At 40.7% G+C, this 16458-nt stretch carries 16 protein-coding genes; 7 read left to right on the top strand and 9 right to left on the bottom strand.

The window, feature by feature from the left end; genetic code table 11:
- Positions 1-148: 148 nt before the first annotated feature.
- From CDC33_RS23270 to CDC33_RS23250, 5 genes are all read right to left on the bottom strand, one after another.
- The gene (locus CDC33_RS23270; RefSeq protein WP_109010926.1) at positions 149-859 is read right to left on the bottom strand and encodes a cadmium resistance transporter; all 711 of its coding nucleotides are present in this window, start codon (positions 857-859) and stop codon (positions 149-151) included.
- A gap of 318 nt (positions 860-1177) precedes the next feature.
- Positions 1178-1684, bottom strand: a complete 507-nt coding sequence (locus CDC33_RS23265) for a hypothetical protein (RefSeq protein WP_109010925.1) — start codon at positions 1682-1684, stop codon at positions 1178-1180.
- Between the two features lie 362 nt (positions 1685-2046).
- Positions 2047-2295 carry a hypothetical protein gene (locus tag CDC33_RS23260; RefSeq protein ID WP_109010924.1) on the bottom strand — a complete coding sequence of 83 codons (249 nt, stop codon included), beginning with the start codon at positions 2293-2295 and terminating at the stop codon, positions 2047-2049.
- A 72-nt stretch (positions 2296-2367) separates the two neighbouring features.
- Positions 2368-2601, bottom strand: coding sequence for a hypothetical protein (locus tag CDC33_RS23255; RefSeq protein WP_109010923.1), 234 nt, complete (start codon positions 2599-2601; stop codon positions 2368-2370).
- Between the two features lie 72 nt (positions 2602-2673).
- The gene (locus CDC33_RS23250) at positions 2674-2907 is read right to left on the bottom strand and encodes a hypothetical protein (RefSeq protein ID WP_109010922.1); all 234 of its coding nucleotides are present in this window, start codon (positions 2905-2907) and stop codon (positions 2674-2676) included.
- 595 nt (positions 2908-3502) lie between these two features.
- On the opposite strand from CDC33_RS23250, the gene CDC33_RS23245 reads away from it, so the two are divergent.
- A complete protein-coding gene (locus CDC33_RS23245; RefSeq protein ID WP_109010921.1) occupies positions 3503-4165 on the top strand; it encodes a cadmium resistance transporter in 663 nt (220 codons plus the stop codon).
- A gap of 292 nt (positions 4166-4457) precedes the next feature.
- Positions 4458-5399 (top strand): hypothetical protein, encoded by a 942-nt coding sequence (locus CDC33_RS23240; protein WP_146195851.1) that lies wholly within the window; start codon positions 4458-4460, stop codon positions 5397-5399.
- Positions 5400-5446: 47 nt separating this feature from the next.
- On the opposite strand, the gene CDC33_RS23235 is transcribed toward CDC33_RS23240, so the two are convergent.
- Positions 5447-6244, bottom strand: coding sequence for a sulfite exporter TauE/SafE family protein (locus CDC33_RS23235; protein WP_109010919.1), 798 nt, complete (start codon positions 6242-6244; stop codon positions 5447-5449).
- A 779-nt stretch (positions 6245-7023) separates the two neighbouring features.
- On the opposite strand from CDC33_RS23235, the gene CDC33_RS23225 reads away from it, so the two are divergent.
- Together CDC33_RS23225 and CDC33_RS23220 are read left to right on the top strand one after the other, a co-directional pair.
- A complete protein-coding gene (locus tag CDC33_RS23225) occupies positions 7024-7656 on the top strand; it encodes a TetR family transcriptional regulator C-terminal domain-containing protein (RefSeq protein WP_109010917.1) in 633 nt (210 codons plus the stop codon).
- Entirely contained in the window at positions 7643-8086 is a 444-nt protein-coding gene (locus CDC33_RS23220) for an acyl-CoA thioesterase (RefSeq protein ID WP_109010916.1), read from the top strand. The genes CDC33_RS23225 and CDC33_RS23220 overlap by 14 nt, the downstream gene beginning before the upstream one ends.
- A gap of 219 nt (positions 8087-8305) precedes the next feature.
- On the opposite strand, the gene CDC33_RS23215 is transcribed toward CDC33_RS23220, so the two are convergent.
- Together CDC33_RS23215 and CDC33_RS23210 are read right to left on the bottom strand one after the other, a co-directional pair.
- The gene (locus tag CDC33_RS23215) at positions 8306-9073 is read right to left on the bottom strand and encodes a DsbA family protein (RefSeq protein WP_109010915.1); all 768 of its coding nucleotides are present in this window, start codon (positions 9071-9073) and stop codon (positions 8306-8308) included.
- Between the two features lie 173 nt (positions 9074-9246).
- A complete protein-coding gene (locus tag CDC33_RS23210) occupies positions 9247-10128 on the bottom strand; it encodes a 4-hydroxybenzoate solanesyltransferase (protein ID WP_109010914.1) in 882 nt (293 codons plus the stop codon).
- 570 nt (positions 10129-10698) lie between these two features.
- Between CDC33_RS23210 and CDC33_RS23205 the strand changes: the two genes are divergently transcribed.
- The 3 genes from CDC33_RS23205 to CDC33_RS23190 all read left to right on the top strand — a co-directional run bounded on the left by CDC33_RS23205 (position 10699) and on the right by CDC33_RS23190 (position 15973).
- Positions 10699-12348 (top strand): Ppx/GppA phosphatase family protein, encoded by a 1650-nt coding sequence (locus tag CDC33_RS23205; protein ID WP_109010913.1) that lies wholly within the window; start codon positions 10699-10701, stop codon positions 12346-12348.
- Positions 12349-13406: 1058 nt separating this feature from the next.
- Positions 13407-14474 (top strand): DMT family transporter, encoded by a 1068-nt coding sequence (locus CDC33_RS23195; RefSeq protein WP_109010911.1) that lies wholly within the window; start codon positions 13407-13409, stop codon positions 14472-14474.
- Positions 14475-14833: 359 nt separating this feature from the next.
- Positions 14834-15973 carry a peptidoglycan-binding protein gene (locus CDC33_RS23190; RefSeq protein WP_109010910.1) on the top strand — a complete coding sequence of 380 codons (1140 nt, stop codon included), beginning with the start codon at positions 14834-14836 and terminating at the stop codon, positions 15971-15973.
- Between the two features lie 3 nt (positions 15974-15976).
- On the opposite strand, the gene CDC33_RS23185 is transcribed toward CDC33_RS23190, so the two are convergent.
- Positions 15977-16432 (bottom strand): DUF2141 domain-containing protein, encoded by a 456-nt coding sequence (locus CDC33_RS23185; protein ID WP_109010909.1) that lies wholly within the window; start codon positions 16430-16432, stop codon positions 15977-15979.
- Positions 16433-16458 lie beyond the last annotated feature (26 nt).

The raw sequence follows: 16458 nt of genomic DNA, 5'->3' as shown, positions 1-16458 counted from the left end.
TTGCTACCTGTCTTGCTGGGAACTTAGATTCCCATCACTTGTTAAAGCTTGTAAGGTGGGCAATGCCCACCTTATATTATCCAAAGAGCGATCGTTTTTCGTGAAACCGATTTTTTAGATTTTGATGAAAAATCTAAAATTGGCTTGATTATCTACTAGAATTTTCGCCAATTTCATCAATACTTTCATTATTTTTCACCAAAATCATCAAACAGAAACAACTAGCAGCTAGCTTTATTAAGTTCAAAGCTCCGCTTTTTAATACAATAAAAGCGCCTAATCCTATAAGAACAAAAGGTACAATATTATTCCCATAGCGAGTTAATACATCGGCTATTACTCTATAGTTAATTAATTTGTATGCCGCATAACACCATACTCCTAACAAAAGAAAAAATAATCCGATAATTATCACAAAACTCTCTAAATTGCTGCTAGCAAATAACGGCACATAGACACTAATATTATCACTACCATTTGCAACTGTAATAGCTGCTACGCTGTAAGTTTGAGGAGATAGGAAATTAGTAATGTTTGATGCCTCAGATTCTTCAGTTGTAGCTACAACTTCCTCCAAAGAATCTTCTTGCTTATTGACTAAACTACTGATACCTATGGCAATTGGTAGTAAACCAAGTAATCCAATCCAGCTTTTTGATAAAACTAACCCACCAAATAAACCAGAAAGACTAAGGATTAACAGAACTGTAAAACCTAGAAACTGACCGGCAACTATATGCCTACGGCGAAAATTAGCATTTATTTGAGAAAAAAGCAACAATAAAATGACAATATCATCAATGTTTGTGGCAATGAACGCAATTGACCCTGTACTAATTGCAGTAACTAACTCGTTCATATTTTAAGAGAAATATAGACATGCTTTTATTTTGCAAGGAGCATCTCACCTTAGACATTTCCAGAAATTAAATATGCGTTATTCAGAACCCTTGTACAGCCGTAGTAGTGCTACGTCTCTAGATTCTTTTTCACTCCTATGTCTAAGAAAATGTTTAAAAAGTCTTCTTTTAGTAGCAAAATGTTCTAATTACCCTAAAAAAGGGGTACTTAGAAAGGTTTTGCAACCTTTTGAAGGGAGTTGGAGGGATCAATAACTACAAAGATACAGCCAACCACTTTTCAAACAACCTCTTAATAACTACTATAGACCTTTGCTTCACTCCCAAGTATAGTTAGCTAGTTTACCTAGAAACAAAACTGTTCCCATACTATTCACGGCCAAGGCAAAACTATCGCTTAACGAGTCCAAGAAGCGCCCCATAATTTTTTTATGACGTTGTGGAGTTTCTGGTTGAATAGCTACAAAGTCTTCTATTGAAAAAGCATCTATACATTCGTATTTCTCTACTATCTCCTGTTCATAATTTCCTGGTTTGTCTTGCTCATATTGAGTTGGGGAAAACGTGGAAAAAATCTTGCCTGTTTGCTCAAGCTCACCTACAATTTGACTGACTAAAGCCTGACTATTTTCATCGAGGTCAGCTAAACTCGCCCCACTAATCACAATCTCAGGCTCAGAATCTCCTTTGAGGTGAAAAATATTTGTATCCTCTTTTTTATCCTCAGCTTGATGGCAGTTTGTAGGCGGTACTCCCAAGACTTCTATTTCGAGGTCAATAGGTACTTTTAATAGCAAAGAGATATTAAGTTTGCGTTTTTGCATGGAATCAATCACCAGATAATTGAAGAAGAATACATTCGTCAGAAATCAGCAATCTTGAGCGTGGGGTATTCAGACCACCATTGAAAAAATTAAATCCTTACTAAGAGGATGTTTGAAAAGTCCTCTTGTCGGTATTAAAAGTTCTAGACCCCTCTAAATCCCCCGATAAGTTGGGGGACTTTGATTCCGGTTTCACCCTTTTTAAGGGGAGCCAGCGCGGTTTTGGGGTTTCCCCAAGTGGAGCGACTGGCGTGGGTTAGAGGGGATCTAAAAGTGCCTATAGTGACAGTGAAACACTTTTCAAACAACTTCTAAGCAAGGGGTTATAAAATGTATTTCTTGAGAGAAATCCAGGGCTATGGCTATGGTAGTACTTGTAAAGTAGGCAACTGCTGTATGCCATATCCATTTTGAGGAACACAAACGGGTGGAGTCGCCGTTATTTCTGAGTTGAGGTAGATATCTGGTTCGAGATGAACGTGTACTTTCTCCCTCACAGGCTCGACGGGTTTGATTATCAGGGCCGGCTCGATGAAGATGGGAACGTTCAATTTAATAGCAACAGTAAATTCGCAGGCGTTAGGGTAGCATTCGGGGTTGTATGTAGACATAATTTGGAATCCTTTTGCTTGAAAAAAAATTGTGTGAATTGATTATTGCGGTTATGACTATTGCAGAGTCTATTAAACAGGCAATTGCTGTCTGGCATATCCATTTTGAGGAACACAAACAGGTGCAGCCGCCGTCACTTCTGGTCTGAGGTGAATATCTGGTTCGAGATGAACGTGTACTTTCTCCCTCACAGGCTCTACGGGTTTGATTATCAGGGCCGGCTCGATGAAGATGGGAACGTTCAATTTAATAGCAACAGTAAATTCGCAGGCGTTAGGGTAGCATTCGGGGTTGTATGTAGACATAATTTGGAATCCTTTTGCTTGAAAAAAAATTGTGTGAATTGATTATTGCGGTTATGACTATTGCAGAGTCTATTAAACAGGCAATTGCTGTCTGGCATATCCATTTTGAGGAACACAAACAGGTGTAGCTGCCGTTACTTCTGGTCTGAGGTGATAATCTGGTTCGAGATGAACGTGTACTTTCTCCCTCACAGGCTCGACGGGTTTGATTAACAGGGACGACTCGATGAAGATGAGAACGTTCAATTTAATGGGAACAGTAAATTCGCAAGCGTTAGGGTAGCATTCGGGGTTGTATGTAGACATAAGTTGTACATTACTCCTTAGATAATCGATTGTTTGTTAACCCTTTAGTTCTTTGCTCTCCTCGTTAGCACAGCAAAAGACCCTTTTAAACATCCTCTGAGGTTCCTTGAAATTGTTGAATGTTCATACTAGTTATGAATGTGTTCCTAGTTGCTCAGAAAAAAATATGTAGAACTTTTTTATTTGGCAAGGATACAAATTAATATCATCAAAGAGATAAAGCTATGCGACCTTACCTTGTCAGCTAGACTCAGCTTGATAGTTCGATAATAACCACAGCAACATTCTCTGCTATGAGATGAGTAGATATAAATTTCATAAGTGAACTTTTCTTATATTCAATATAGAATAGTTTTTCTTAAATGCAAAATCTATAAATCTCATATATTTTAATCAATATAGATTTAAAAACTCATGCAAATACTAATATCCAGGTTCCTAAAAATATTAGGATTAGCGCATCTCAAAGGCTATTGACAAGCGGACTCGCCCTTCATCGATATTACTGGTAGCAGTAACTTTGTCATTTGAAAGCTTAGTTATGCCAGAAGGTTAATTTGGTATGGTGATAAATCGTAGGTTCTAAAAATCCAGGATGACTAAGCTAGGGACAGCCTTCAGTGAAGGGATAATTGCCTTCATCGCCACTAACATAGATGACATCATTATCTTGTTAATATTTTTTTCACAGGTAGATGTTAATTTTCGGCGGCGGCATATATTACTCGGTCAATATTTAGGTTTTGCAGCCATTACCCTGGCTAGCTTACCAGGATTTTTTGGTGGCTTAGTCGTACAGCGAGAATGGATAGGATTACTAGGACTTCTACCAATAGCAATTGGAATTCAACAATTAGTATCTAGAAAAGAAGAAACTACAACAGTTCAGACAGTCAGTAGTGATTTTACGCAGTCCACACCTAGTAACCCTGTATTGTCTTTGATTTTGAGTATTTTACACCCCCAAACCTATAAAGTAGCAGCAGTAACGATCGCTAATGGTGGTGACAATATTAGTATATATATCCCTTTATTCGCTGGTCACGATCTTACCAGCTTGGGAGTCATTCTAAGTATATTTTTTATCATGGTAGGGGTTTGGTGTGCGATCGCTTATTTTTTAAGCCTTCAACCTACCATTGCTAATATTTTAAGTCGCTACGGTAAAGCTGTTGTACCTTTTGTGTTAATTGGCTTGGGTCTGTTCATTATGTATGAACGAGGTACATTCACTCTACTACCTTGGCTAAGAAGTTAATCAATGTTGGATTTTGGATGCTGGATTTGGGATTAAATGATGAAAACCCTAATCTAAAATCTAAAGTTTTTCATAGAAATACGCACAAAACTGTTCGTGTTCTTTCTTCAAAAAAAACTTTTTGTTTACTAATTCTTAACCTAGACGAGGTATGGCATCAATATAATAGTTTCACCTAATTAGAAGCTGTGTTATGCAATACTCCTTTATACATGCAATTGTGTGTAATTCTATCCATTTTCGCCCAAGCATTCAATCTGTTTTTTGTCTGATTTCAACAATCGCCCCGTTTTTGTGCTTTACTTCAGCACAAGCACAGATAATCGGACAAGATATCACTTCAATCACTACCGATACTGCTTCGTTTCCTACTATATCTATTACCAACGTTGCAGGTGACAGTGAATTTGCAGGCAAGACTTTTACTCTCAACTTCGGGGGGCAAATTCAATCAATTACAGGATTAACCACCATAGAAGGTAGCACAACATTTAAATCCATCCCTGCTGTTGTGCAGATTCGCCGTAACCCTGCTACAGATGATAGAAAGCTAGCTTACTACCAAGGCAGTTTTGACTCTTCCTCTAATACCTTTAACTTTCTCAGTTTGGGCCCACTTCCAGAAAAAACGCTGTTTAGTATCAACAATATCTTGGCAGGCCCAGATAACGTTTTTACTAACACAGGTGCAAATTTAAACGGCACACTTTACAACGGTAACGCTAGTATCGAGCGGCTTGACTTTGTACTTGTTAGACCTGTGAAGGCAAGTAATAAAATTCGCTTTACCGTCTTCGAGCGTGGATTACCTACTGGACACGATGGTTTCGGGATTGCGGCAATTACAAGTGTGGATAAACATGGAAATCCCACTTCCTACGGCCCCATTTACGTGGTCGCAGCTTCCACCTGGGGTAAAACACCGTTACAAGACCCGATTCCACAATATTATTTCCTAAATAATGCTGCCAAAAATAATAGTGGAATTCCCACAAACCCTGCACTCACTATTCCACCGAACCAAGTTTTAGGAGGTCTTCTGATTTGCACCGACGAACTCGTGTCACAGGGGAAAAAAGTCTACGGCTACTCGCTGTTTGCCCCTGATGTTACTTGCACTCCGAAAACACTGCTAAATGTCGCTAATTCTTGTTTTCCTACGAATACTGGAACGAACGGAGGAATAGATTTAGTTGCACCTAATCTGGGTGCTGTCTTTTTGGAGAATGAGTGAGCAGCGAAAAGCTTTTACAACTAAACAAACTCTATTATCAAGTCCTGTCAAACCTGATGAACTAATTTCCAACTCACCATCATTAAGATGGTATAAATGATAAACCGTAGTGGGCGTTGCGGAGCTACTTGGCAGATTTTAGCGCCTACTAACACCCCTGGAACAGAGCCTAGCCATATAGGTACTACCAGACTCCAATCAACTGTTCCCAGGCTGAGGTGTCCGAGAGCAGTAAACAGCAGTAAAATTGCTGCGTGTGAAATATCTGTACCTACTAACTTCCGTGCATCAAGCCGGAAAAATCCAATTAGCACCAGGGCAAACATTGAACCTGATGAGACGCTAGTTAAACCAACCAAACAGCCTAAAATTGCTCCCAAGGTGATTGTTACACACCGACCAGAGTTAGTTTCTAAGTCTAATTTTGGCAGTTCGGGTAAATTAAATTTGGGGAAAAAAGTTAATAGCAGCAATTGCACTAGTGCTAATACCGTGACTAGCAAAATCATCACACCAAGCAAACGCAGCAAGATGTTATCTAGGCTATACTCACCTGTACGTTTAAGAAAGTGCAAAATCCCTACGCCGAACAGTGAGCCTGGAACACTCCCAAATGCCAGCCATTTAACAACTGTTGTGTCAAGGGTTTTCTGTTCCCAATGTTTGACGCTACCAACAATCTTCATCAATGTGGCAGCCACAACATCAGAACTCACAGCGATAGAAGGCGGAACTTGAAAAACAAAAATTAACATGGGGGTGATGAGAGAGGCTCCGCCAATTCCCGTCAAACCAACGATGATACCGACAAAAAAGCTTAAGAACGGTAGTAATAAATATTCCATACTTTTCGGGGGTTTCAACAATCAGTTATGAGTTATCAAAGTCTTGTTGAGTCTCTCACTTTTATTAAGTGAGCAACATAGGGTTTAAATCTCCAAACAAAGCCTTAATAACTGTTCACTGACTTAACTACGAGCAGCTATAACCGAAAATCAGCTAAAGCTTCACTGTTAGAGAGCAGCAATTGTGCCAAACTATAGCCCAGTCGTAGACAGAGCCAGTGATGGCAAGTTATTGTGTTTCTCTAGGGATGAGTTACACAAAGGTTATCCAGCTAAAAGTTAGGGCAGACGATCCCTGGACAACTTAAAACCTGTCTGGAAGTTTTTGGTAGCATGACAACTGGCATTTAGCTGAAACAGGCTGTGATAACTGCTTATGGGTCAGTTGCTCTGCTAAATTCAACTTATAACTGGTTTTTTGCGGTTTTACATGTAAAAACCGGTAAGGCGATGCACTTACCGTATTTTACTTGTAAGCATGAACAAACGTCCAGCGTATTCGTGTTGTATCTTGCGAAATATCTGGATAAAGAGGGAGTGGGGAGTGGGGAGTGGGGAGTGGGAGTGGGGAGCAGGGGAGGTAGGGGGAGAATAATAATGCCCAATGCGTAGTTAAGAACTCAGCGCTGAAAAATACTTGACTTTAAAGCACTTATCGCGCTAAGTTTAAACAAACCATTCGGTCGGTAATATTTTATTTACAGCAATTTTCAATTCAATAAATTACCTTACTCCCCACTTCCCACTCCTCATAGTCCATTCATCTAGAAATCGCTGTAATGTCCAAAGGCGAAGAGACAAAAAGCAGAATTCTCCACCAAGCAGCCGAACTGTTTAACCAACAGGGATATGCAGGCTCATCAATGTCAGACATCATGCGTGTTACGGGATTGCAGAAAGGAGGAATTTACAATCACTTCCAAAGCAAAGATGATCTAGCGCTACAGGCTTTTGACTTTGCGATCGCTCGCATCCACCAGCATACTAGATTTGCATTACGAAGCAAACGCCACGCTGTAGAACGCCTACAAGCAATCATTGGCATATTTAGTAGCTTCACAGAAAATCCACCTATCAAGGGAGGATGTCCACTGCTGAATACTGCTGTGGAAAGTGATGATGCTCATCCGGCGTTGCGGGAACGCGCTCAACAAGCGATGAATTCTTGGCTGCATCTGATTCGTCGAATTGTTGAAACGGGAATTAAAAAGGGTGAAATTCGCTCTGAAGTGAGTGCTGATGAAATCGCTACTATCATAATTGCAACATTAGAAGGAGCAGTAATGATGAGCAAGCTTTATGGAGATTCAATTCACATGCACAGAGTCATTAATCACCTGAATGAACATTTAGAGACTCACCTGAGAATGTATGGCAAAAATCATGAGATAGAAAATAATGCTACTAAATAATAATTTGCACAGACCATTAGAAGTAGTATTAGAAATTCCTGTGAAAACATACGACATTGATTTTATGGGAATCGTAAGTAATATTGTCTATATCAGATGGCTAGAGGATTTACGTTTAAAGTTTTTAGATGAACACTGCCAACTGAATCAACAAATTGAGCAAGGATATGCGCCTGTTTTAGCTGGAACTGAAATTGAATATAAACGTCCGATAAAGATTATTGATCAAGTAATTGGACGTTTATGGGTGAGTAATTTAGGACGGTTGAAGTGGACTGTGCAAGCTGAAATTTTATCTAACAATAAGTTAGCAGCAGTAGCTACCCAAAAAGGGGCTTTTGTTAGTTTACAAAATAGTCGTCCTATTCCCATTCCAGAGGAATTACAGAAGAAATATTTCGAGCATCAAAAAGAGAATTTTAAAGACTAAAGTAATACCCTTGAGTTAAGACTTGATCATCCCTAACCCTCCTTAAAAGGAGGGAACTAGAGCAAACCCCTTTTAAGGTGATACAATAAAATCTTAGTTCGTAGTGAGCGATTCATCGCTCGTAGCAAGGCTTATCAGGACTAAAGTCCTTACTACAAACTTTAATTTATTAATGCCTAGCTATTGAAACAATGAGAGGCTATTTTCAAACACACCAATTTACTTAGCACTAGTCAATATATTTTCGATATCTGCTAGCTGCACCACTCCTGAAAAAGTTGGACTATTAATTACAAAAAAAGGTGTGCCAGAAACAGCCAATTTCTCAGCTAGTTGAATATCTTTTGTAATTGCGGGATTAGCAAGAGTAAGGTCGCGTTTAAATTTACCCAAATCTAGATTGAGTTTTTTAGCAATCTCTAAATATAACGCCTTACCTAGTTGCTTTTGATTAGTAAATAGCGCATCATGATATTCCCAGAATTTGCCTTGCTGATATGCCGCCCAAGCTGCTGTTGCAGCTGGCAATGCTTCAGCATGAATTGAAACCAACGGTAAATTCTTGTAAACTAATCTTATCTTATCTGGATATTTTGCTAACAATTCTTTCAATGTTTTATGCGCTTCAGCACAGTAGGGACATTGAAAATCTGAAAATTCTATTAGCAAAGTTTTTGATTTAGTTGAACCTGTGGTGGGAGAGTCACCAATCACGGTTTGAGGATTTGTCTTTAAATTCTGTAAAAATCCTTCCTGTTCTTGCTTGACTTTCTGTTGTTGTTGCTGTTGATAGGCTTGAACAGATTCGATAATTACCTCTGGATGTTCGCGGATAACTTGTAATACTTGCTGTTCTAACTGCGGATCAATGCGGCTAGCAGCTTGTGCAGGAAATGACCAGGTAACAACCAAAACTAGCAGACCTATTGCTGTCCAAGTACGTAGATACTGAAATAAGGAAGTAAAACAATCAAAGAATGTACGCATACAAAAACTCATAAATATTTTTTGTTTCAGTTGTAGACACGCATTTGCTTCTACTTAGAAGTAATATCATGTCCGCTTTATTACTTATTAAACCTTAATAACCCCACCCCGCCTCCGGAGAGAGGCTAGGGGTGGAGTATAACTAATTACCCGAACTTGATATAAGCTTCATTTTAAAAAGAGCCAGCAATCATCCCAGCAAGTAAAATAAAACCAATCCAGACGTTTTGCCGGAACATTTCACCATAAACAGGATTAGGTAAGTCTCGCTGTGTTAATCGCACAGACTGCCAAACCCATCCAATAGTAGCAACTGCAAGGCTAATCCAGAAGGCTAAGTGCAGATGTATGAGTACACCTAACCAAGCCAATAACAAGATTGTGCCAGCAAAGAAAATTCCAATAGCTACAGGGGCATAATTCCCAAAAAATAGGGCGCTAGAATTAATACCAATGCGGCGATCGTCTTCCTTGTCGCTCATAGCATAAACTGTATCAAATCCCAATGTCCATAGTACAGTCGCACCCCAAAGTAACCAAGTTGGTTGGGAGATGGTTTGTGTGACTGCACTCCAGCTAATCAACACGCCGAAACCCCAAGCGATGGAAAGCACCAGTTGCGGTACAGGAAACACCCGCTTTGCACCTGGATAAAGCACAATTACTGGCACTGCTGCTACGCATAACCAGAAACTCAAGGGGTTTAGATAAAATGCCAGGATAGCTGCACATGCTAAGGATACGATCGCAACTACAATCCCAACTTTCACAGATAAGGCGCGAGAAGCGAGGGGGCGATCGCGTGTTCTCTCTACTTCTGGATCAATATCCCGATCCCACAAATCATTGACTACACATCCGGCGGCACTCGTAGCCAGAGTACCTAATATAATCACACCAACCAGAGGTAAAGGCGGTTTCCCAGAAGCTGCCAAAAACACAGCCCAAAGGGCAGGAATCATTAAAATTAACCGTCCTTCTGGTTTATGCCAGCGCAAAAGCCGGACAATTACAAGCCAAACTGGTTGCTGGGGGCGTTCTGGCGTCCTTAACATAAGAGTGGGGAGTGGGGAATGGGGAGTGGGGAGTAGGGTATAGGGAGTGCGGAGAGGGTATTATATTTAGGATTGCGTATTAAGAAAACTTTTCTTTAGTTTTTATTCCCTACTCCCTACTCCCTATTCCCTAATTCACACTTCTTTACATCTATAGAATAACGTTATTTGTTATTTGTAAAAACATAACCTCAAGTGGCAACTTTAAAATATCTTTAAATAGTCAGTGCAGTTAGAAGCAGTAGGGCGAATATACTTAGCTCAGTTACCCTCGACCAAAGATGAAGAGTACTGAGTATTTTTTAATTTACTCAGTAGACCTCTTGCATAAATCAAAAACAAGAACCCCACCCTGTCAAAGCTACGCTTTGTCTCCCTCCCGAAGAGCGGGGAGGGGTTGGGGGTGGGGTGTTAGGGACTTTTGCAATAGGTCTAGTACTAAGTACGAGCTAAACCTTAGCTATCCGCTAACACTACTCAGTTTGAGTAAGTATGTTGCAACAAATATCAGTGTCAGCTACCCCGACAGACCACTGTTTGCCATCATTTCTTATAAAGAGAGAAAACTAGATGCTGAATTTAGCTTCTAGCTGGGAGAGTGTTCCAACTCAACCACCTAAGCAAGACCGGATTATTGCTGCCATTGACCTGGGAACAAATTCTCTACACATGGTAGTAGTCAAGATTGATCCCACATTACCAGCTTTCAGCATTATCGCTAGAGAAAAAGAAACTGTAAGATTAGGCGATCGCAATCTTAAGACTGGGGAACTAAAAGCAGAGATAATTGAAAAGGCGATCGCTGCTTTAGGACGCTTCCAAGAAGTTGCTAAAACTAGCAATGCTGAAAGTATCATTGCTGTGGCAACTAGCGCTGTGCGGGAAGCCCCCAATGGTAAAGATTTTTTGCACAGAGTAAAAACGGAGTTAGGTTTAAGCGTTGACTTGATTTCTGGTCAAGAAGAAGCGCGACGAATCTACCTTGGTGTGCTGTCGGGGATGGAATTTAACAACCAGCCCCATACTATTATTGATATTGGCGGTGGTTCTACAGAGTTAATTTTGGGCGATAGTCACCAAGCACGGACTCTCACCAGTACCAAAGTCGGTGCAGTGCGACTTACTAGCGAATTAATTAGCACTGATCCCATCAGCAACACTGAGTTTCAACACCTGCAAGCTTATGCACGCGGGATGTTAGAACGTTCCGTGGATGAGGTATTAGTAAACCTAGAGTTTGGGGAATCTCCCCGTTTGGTAGGTACATCTGGCACAATTGAAACCCTGGCGATGATTAATGCACGAGAAAAGTCGGGTGTTATTCCTTCGATTCTCAATGGCTACCAGTTCAGTCTTAAAGACTTGCAAGAGTTGGTCAATCGCTTGCGGAAACAGAGTTACTCAGAAAGGGCTGCGATTCCCGGTATGCCAGAGAAGCGGGCTGAAGTTATACTCGCTGGTGCAGTTATATTACAGGAAGCAATGACCCTTTTGGGTAGGGAATCGATAACAGTTTGTGAGCGTTCCTTGCGGGAAGGCGTAATCGTAGACTGGATGCTAACCCACGGTTTAATTGAAGATAAGCTGCGCTACCAAAGTTCAATTCGAGAACGGAATGTTTTAAAAATTGCTAATAAATACCACGTCAATTTAGAATACAGCGATCGCGTGGCAAAATTTGCCGGGAGTTTATTTGACCAAACTCAAGGTACGTTACACCACTGGGGATCAGATGAACGACAATTGCTGTGGGCAGCTGCGATATTACACAATTGCGGTCATTATGTCAGCCATTCGTCTCACCACAAGCACTCTTACTATCTAATTCGCAATGGTGAATTACTCGGTTATACAGAAACTGAGATTGAAATCATAGCTAATTTAGCGCGTTATCATCGCAAATCGCCGCCCAAGAAAAAACATGAAAATTCCCAAATTTTGCTGAATAAACACCAGCGACAAATGGTCAGTCAATTGAGTGCAATTTTAAGATTGGCAGTGGCATTAGATAGACGACAAATTGGTGCGATCGCACAAGTCGAATGTGAGTATTATGAACAATTTCAGCAGGTCAATTTGCTGATTTTTCCATCTCAAACTGATGATGATTGTGCTTTAGAACTTTGGAGCTTAGATTATAAAAAAGGAGTATTTGAGGAAGAATTTGGAGTGAAATTAGTAGCGAGTTTAGAAAAGTCTAGCGTTGCTAAATTGTCTTAGAAAGTAGGGTGCGTTAACGTAGTGTGATGCACCTACTAAATGTATAAACGCATATATATCCGTCACTACAAAACATGTGTATTTTACGCATTTGCCTTCAAAACTTCAGTGAATTTATGCAGCTTTCATCATACTTAAGGATGAATTTAAAACCTATCTTAAGAAATAGATTAAAAACCAAAATTAGAATGAGAATTAGGTGTATAGTTAATAGTCTATTTACTCTAGGTTATGTTGCTAATGGATATCTAAGCCGGGAAAACTTAGATATCCTTATATAAAAGAATTTTAATTAAACTGGTTAAATTGCTTAGTTTTATGCACTAGAGAATACTTAGGCTTCAGCGTAGAGCTTGTGTTCCATAATTGTGATAATTCATCGGCGTTGGGAGCTATGATCGATACCAAAGCTTGAGTAAAAAACCTGATGAATTTATTTGTGAAAGCTTCACCGACTAAAACTGTATCTAAGTTAAGTTACGATATTGCTGATTGAAAATGAACAAGATGGCAGGGTTAGTGCGACAGTGCTAAGTTTGCCAGATTTTAAAAGCTCTGATACGAGTAAAGAAGCGCTAAAGAAACTAATTCACCTTTTGCAAGAGCGAAAACCAGAAATAGTGACTTTCAAAATTGAACCTCCCCAAACCAACATCCTTAGATGAAGTTTGCAGGAATGCACAAAGATCACCTCTCTTTGGTGAAGTGCTGTAATACATAGAAGCTGAATGGGGTCAAATTGACTTCGGGAATGAGACAAAGTGAGTATTATGTGGTTATTAGATACAGACCATTTGTTCTTATTCCAAAATACTAATCTATTAGTTACACAACATAATTGAAATTTTAAAGCTATCCATCTGATTGTAATTTTCAGTCTCCTGTAACCTTAGCTACATGGAGTATTCTTTCCCTCTTTTCAAGACGCTACGCGATAGTGCAAAGCACCCGCCAGATGCGATGTCTATGATGGGCTATGGCTACACAAAACTACATAATTTCGGTAAAATTGGGTAAAGCAATTTTTGCGCTTGTTAAACAAAGGCATCAGCAAACCCATGCAACTGAAACTCAGTGCATCTAAACTTCCCTTCGCCCCTCTCCTGTTAATTGCCCCCTTTTTCCTATGGGGGACGGCAATGGTAGCCATGAAAGGAGTGATACCCCATACCACACCGCTATTCATGGCAGGTGTGCGTCTGATACCAGCAGGGATGTTAATTCTGATTGCAGCAGCATTTATGGGTAAACCCCAGCCGAAGGGTTGGGCTGCATGGCTGTGGATTGCCTTATTTGCTCTAGTAGATGGGACGCTGTTTCAAGGCTTTTTGGCAGAGGGATTAGTTAGAACCAGTGCGGGGTTAGGGTCTGTGATGATTGACTCGCAACCTTTGGCTGTTGCTTTACTATCGTTGTGGCTATTTCAAGAACACATTGGTTTTTGGGGATGGCTGGGGCTAGGTTTGGGTGTCACAGGCATTAGTTTAATCGGCTTACCTGATGAGTGGATTTTACATTTTCTCGACTCAGGCGCAAATATTACAATTGGCAATTGGCAAGATTTGTTTGCTAGTGGCGAGTGGTTGATGCTGTTAGCAGCCCTATCAATGGCAGTGGGAACAGTGTTGATTCGGTTTGTGTGCCGACATGCTGACCCAGTAACCGCTACGGGATGGCACATGATTTTGGGTGGATTGCCACTATGGGGAGTTTCATCAGTTGTGGAATCCCAGCAGTGGGAGAATCTAGGAGCATCTGATTTAGTGGCTTTGGGTTATGCTACCGTATTTGGCAGTGCGATCGCCTACGGATTATTCTTCTACTTTGCTTCTAGTGGCAGTCTCACCAGTCTTAGTTCCCTCACCTTCCTCACACCCGTCTTTGCCCTACTATTTGGCAATCTCTTTCTCTCAGAAGTCCTTAGTCCGTTGCAGTGGGTCGGTGTTTTCCTAACTTTAATCAGCATCTATCTCATTAACCAACGTGATACTTTAGCAGCGCAAAACGACACAGTTACTGTCGGCGAGATAGCTAATATACAGCAACCAGTTTTAGAAGCATCCGCTAAAAAATTAAACCCCATAACTTTAGGCGTGAGAGAATCTGAACGAGAAATTTTACCATAACTAGTGGTCTGTCCTATTAGTTATGAAGGGTTTGTAGTGAGCGATTTATCGCTCAAATCAAGGACTAAAGTCCTTACTACGAACTTTTATAACCCTTCAAAATTAATGGGACAGAGTACTAGTAATTCAAAATGACACTCGCGGACTTGCTCTAAGCGTTCGCGGTAGCGTCTCGTAGAGAAGCTATGCCGAAGGCGTTGCCTCTTGTAGAGAAGGCTTTACGCTACGCTATCCTGCCTCCTCTTTCCCAATGGCCAATAAAAAAATGACAGTTAACATTCGGTAATTTGGTAATCTTGAAGGTATTGTGGTATCGAAGAAGAATACTTCAAAAGCACCTTCAGGCTAAAACTTGCAATATGAGGCTATGCCGTTCCTCAATTTTGATATTTACCTGTTTTTCTTGCGTGGGTTTTTACCCGAATCGTGCAAGCACAGCAACACCTAACCTAGCACCTGAAACTTTAGAACTTGCACAAGCTAGTTCGACAGTTACTGCTAGTCCAACTGTTTTGAGATATGGTAGTCGAAAATCAGATGTGCAGAGATTACAAACCCAATTAAAGCAGTTGGGATACTACAGTGGCGTGGTAGATGGAGAGTACAACGCCAATACAGAAATCGCTGTAATTAAATTCCAGAAAGCACAGGGTTTAAAAGTAGATGGTCTTGCCGGTCTGGCGACTAGGGGGAGACTGCAAGCGGCAATAGTAGCCAAAAATCAGATTGTCACTTCTCCAATTATTAATTCTGCTGCTGCAACTTCCAAACCAACTACAACACCTAAACCAACCGAGAGGGGTTTTGTCTGGTGGTTAATATTTTCCATCGGAGTTCTAGGAAGTATTGGCGCACTTATTTACCTGCTGAAGTGGTTTCGTCAGGGCAAACAAGTGCAATCCGAAATATCAGAAACTAAAAGTTTGAGTGAAGCTAACAAAAACCCCATGACATCACCTTCTCCAGAGACTGTAACTAATCCACAAACAGCTACGCCACCACTCGCCACACAGTTACTGCTACCAGAAAAAACTTCCCGGCTAGCTAAACTAAATATTGTTGACGAACTAATTCAAGACTTACGCAGTGCTGACCCCACGAAGCGGCGCAAGGCTATTTGGGATTTGGGTCAACAGGGAGATTCGCGGGCAATTCAGCATCTGGTTGACCTGATGATTGATGCCGATTCTCAAGAAAGCAGTTTAATTTTGGCAGCTTTGGCAGAAATTGGCATCCGCACACTCAAACCAATGAACCGTGGCCTAGCAATTTCACTCCAAGATGAAAGTCCACAGGTGCGGCAAAATGCGATCCGTGATCTGACGCGCGTTTATGACATGATGGGTCAAATGAGTCAGATGTTGCACCATGCACTAGAAGATCCAGATGCCGAGGTGCAAGCAACAGCACGATATGCTTTAACTCAGATGAATCGAATGCGTGGTTTGCCTGAACAACAAAGTATACCAGAAGATTCACACAACGATTCACGAGAATAAACACTAAAAATATTTCAATTGGATTTGGATATCAGTTTCCGGGCCTGCTACTAAAAATGCTGCTTCGCTAAATTTGGCTGCTCTTGTGCGAATTTCTGGGTTGCTGGAAAATCCAAAGCCTTCGTTTGGTATACCAAAAACATTACTATTGAGAGTGCCGTCGCTATTTTGATCGTGGAAGACAGCAACGGCGTAACTACCTGCTTTCAAGTTCTCAAAGCTAATCGCTAAGGGAGTGCTAGTAATTTTGGTACACTGCTTTTGTAAGCTGCGATTGCGATCGCTAGGAAATCCTTCACTGCTAGCAAATATACTCACACAAACTTGTCCTTGTTTATTCTTCAAGCCATCAATTTCTACGGTGAGTTTGCCGTTAAAATTCGCCTTGGCACTAAATGACCACGCCAGATTTCCCAAAACTGCCAATAGCACCATACTAACTCTCAATCCTCTAACCATAAATTTTTCACAAGGTAAAATAAGTG

The sequence above is a fragment of the Nostoc commune NIES-4072 genome (genome assembly GCF_003113895.1).
GTDB lineage: Bacteria > Cyanobacteriota > Cyanobacteriia > Cyanobacteriales > Nostocaceae > Nostoc > Nostoc commune.
The sequence above is the reverse complement of the archived record's forward strand: the minus strand, read 5'-3'. Positions and strand labels throughout refer to the sequence as shown.

What these genes read in the sequence shown, in the direction of transcription:
- CDC33_RS23220 (WP_109010916.1), top strand. Translation starts at nt 7,643, where the DNA reads ATGCTACTAAATAATAATTTGCACAGACCATTAGAAGTAGTATTAGAA.
- CDC33_RS23255 (WP_109010923.1), bottom strand. Translation starts at nt 2,601, where the DNA reads ATGTCTACATACAACCCCGAATGCTACCCTAACGCCTGCGAATTTACT.
- CDC33_RS23245 (WP_109010921.1), top strand. Translation starts at nt 3,503, where the DNA reads ATGACTAAGCTAGGGACAGCCTTCAGTGAAGGGATAATTGCCTTCATC.
- CDC33_RS23215 (WP_109010915.1), bottom strand. Translation starts at nt 9,073, where the DNA reads ATGCGTACATTCTTTGATTGTTTTACTTCCTTATTTCAGTATCTACGT.
- CDC33_RS23185 (WP_109010909.1), bottom strand. Translation starts at nt 16,432, where the DNA reads ATGGTTAGAGGATTGAGAGTTAGTATGGTGCTATTGGCAGTTTTGGGA.
- CDC33_RS23270 (WP_109010926.1), bottom strand. Translation starts at nt 859, where the DNA reads ATGAACGAGTTAGTTACTGCAATTAGTACAGGGTCAATTGCGTTCATT.
- CDC33_RS23250 (WP_109010922.1), bottom strand. Translation starts at nt 2,907, where the DNA reads ATGTCTACATACAACCCCGAATGCTACCCTAACGCTTGCGAATTTACT.
- CDC33_RS23190 (WP_109010910.1), top strand. Translation starts at nt 14,834, where the DNA reads ATGAGGCTATGCCGTTCCTCAATTTTGATATTTACCTGTTTTTCTTGC.
- CDC33_RS23265 (WP_109010925.1), bottom strand. Translation starts at nt 1,684, where the DNA reads ATGCAAAAACGCAAACTTAATATCTCTTTGCTATTAAAAGTACCTATT.
- CDC33_RS23260 (WP_109010924.1), bottom strand. Translation starts at nt 2,295, where the DNA reads ATGTCTACATACAACCCCGAATGCTACCCTAACGCCTGCGAATTTACT.
- CDC33_RS23225 (WP_109010917.1), top strand. Translation starts at nt 7,024, where the DNA reads ATGTCCAAAGGCGAAGAGACAAAAAGCAGAATTCTCCACCAAGCAGCC.
- CDC33_RS23235 (WP_109010919.1), bottom strand. Translation starts at nt 6,244, where the DNA reads ATGGAATATTTATTACTACCGTTCTTAAGCTTTTTTGTCGGTATCATC.
- CDC33_RS23195 (WP_109010911.1), top strand. Translation starts at nt 13,407, where the DNA reads ATGCAACTGAAACTCAGTGCATCTAAACTTCCCTTCGCCCCTCTCCTG.
- CDC33_RS23210 (WP_109010914.1), bottom strand. Translation starts at nt 10,128, where the DNA reads ATGTTAAGGACGCCAGAACGCCCCCAGCAACCAGTTTGGCTTGTAATT.
- CDC33_RS23205 (WP_109010913.1), top strand. Translation starts at nt 10,699, where the DNA reads ATGCTGAATTTAGCTTCTAGCTGGGAGAGTGTTCCAACTCAACCACCT.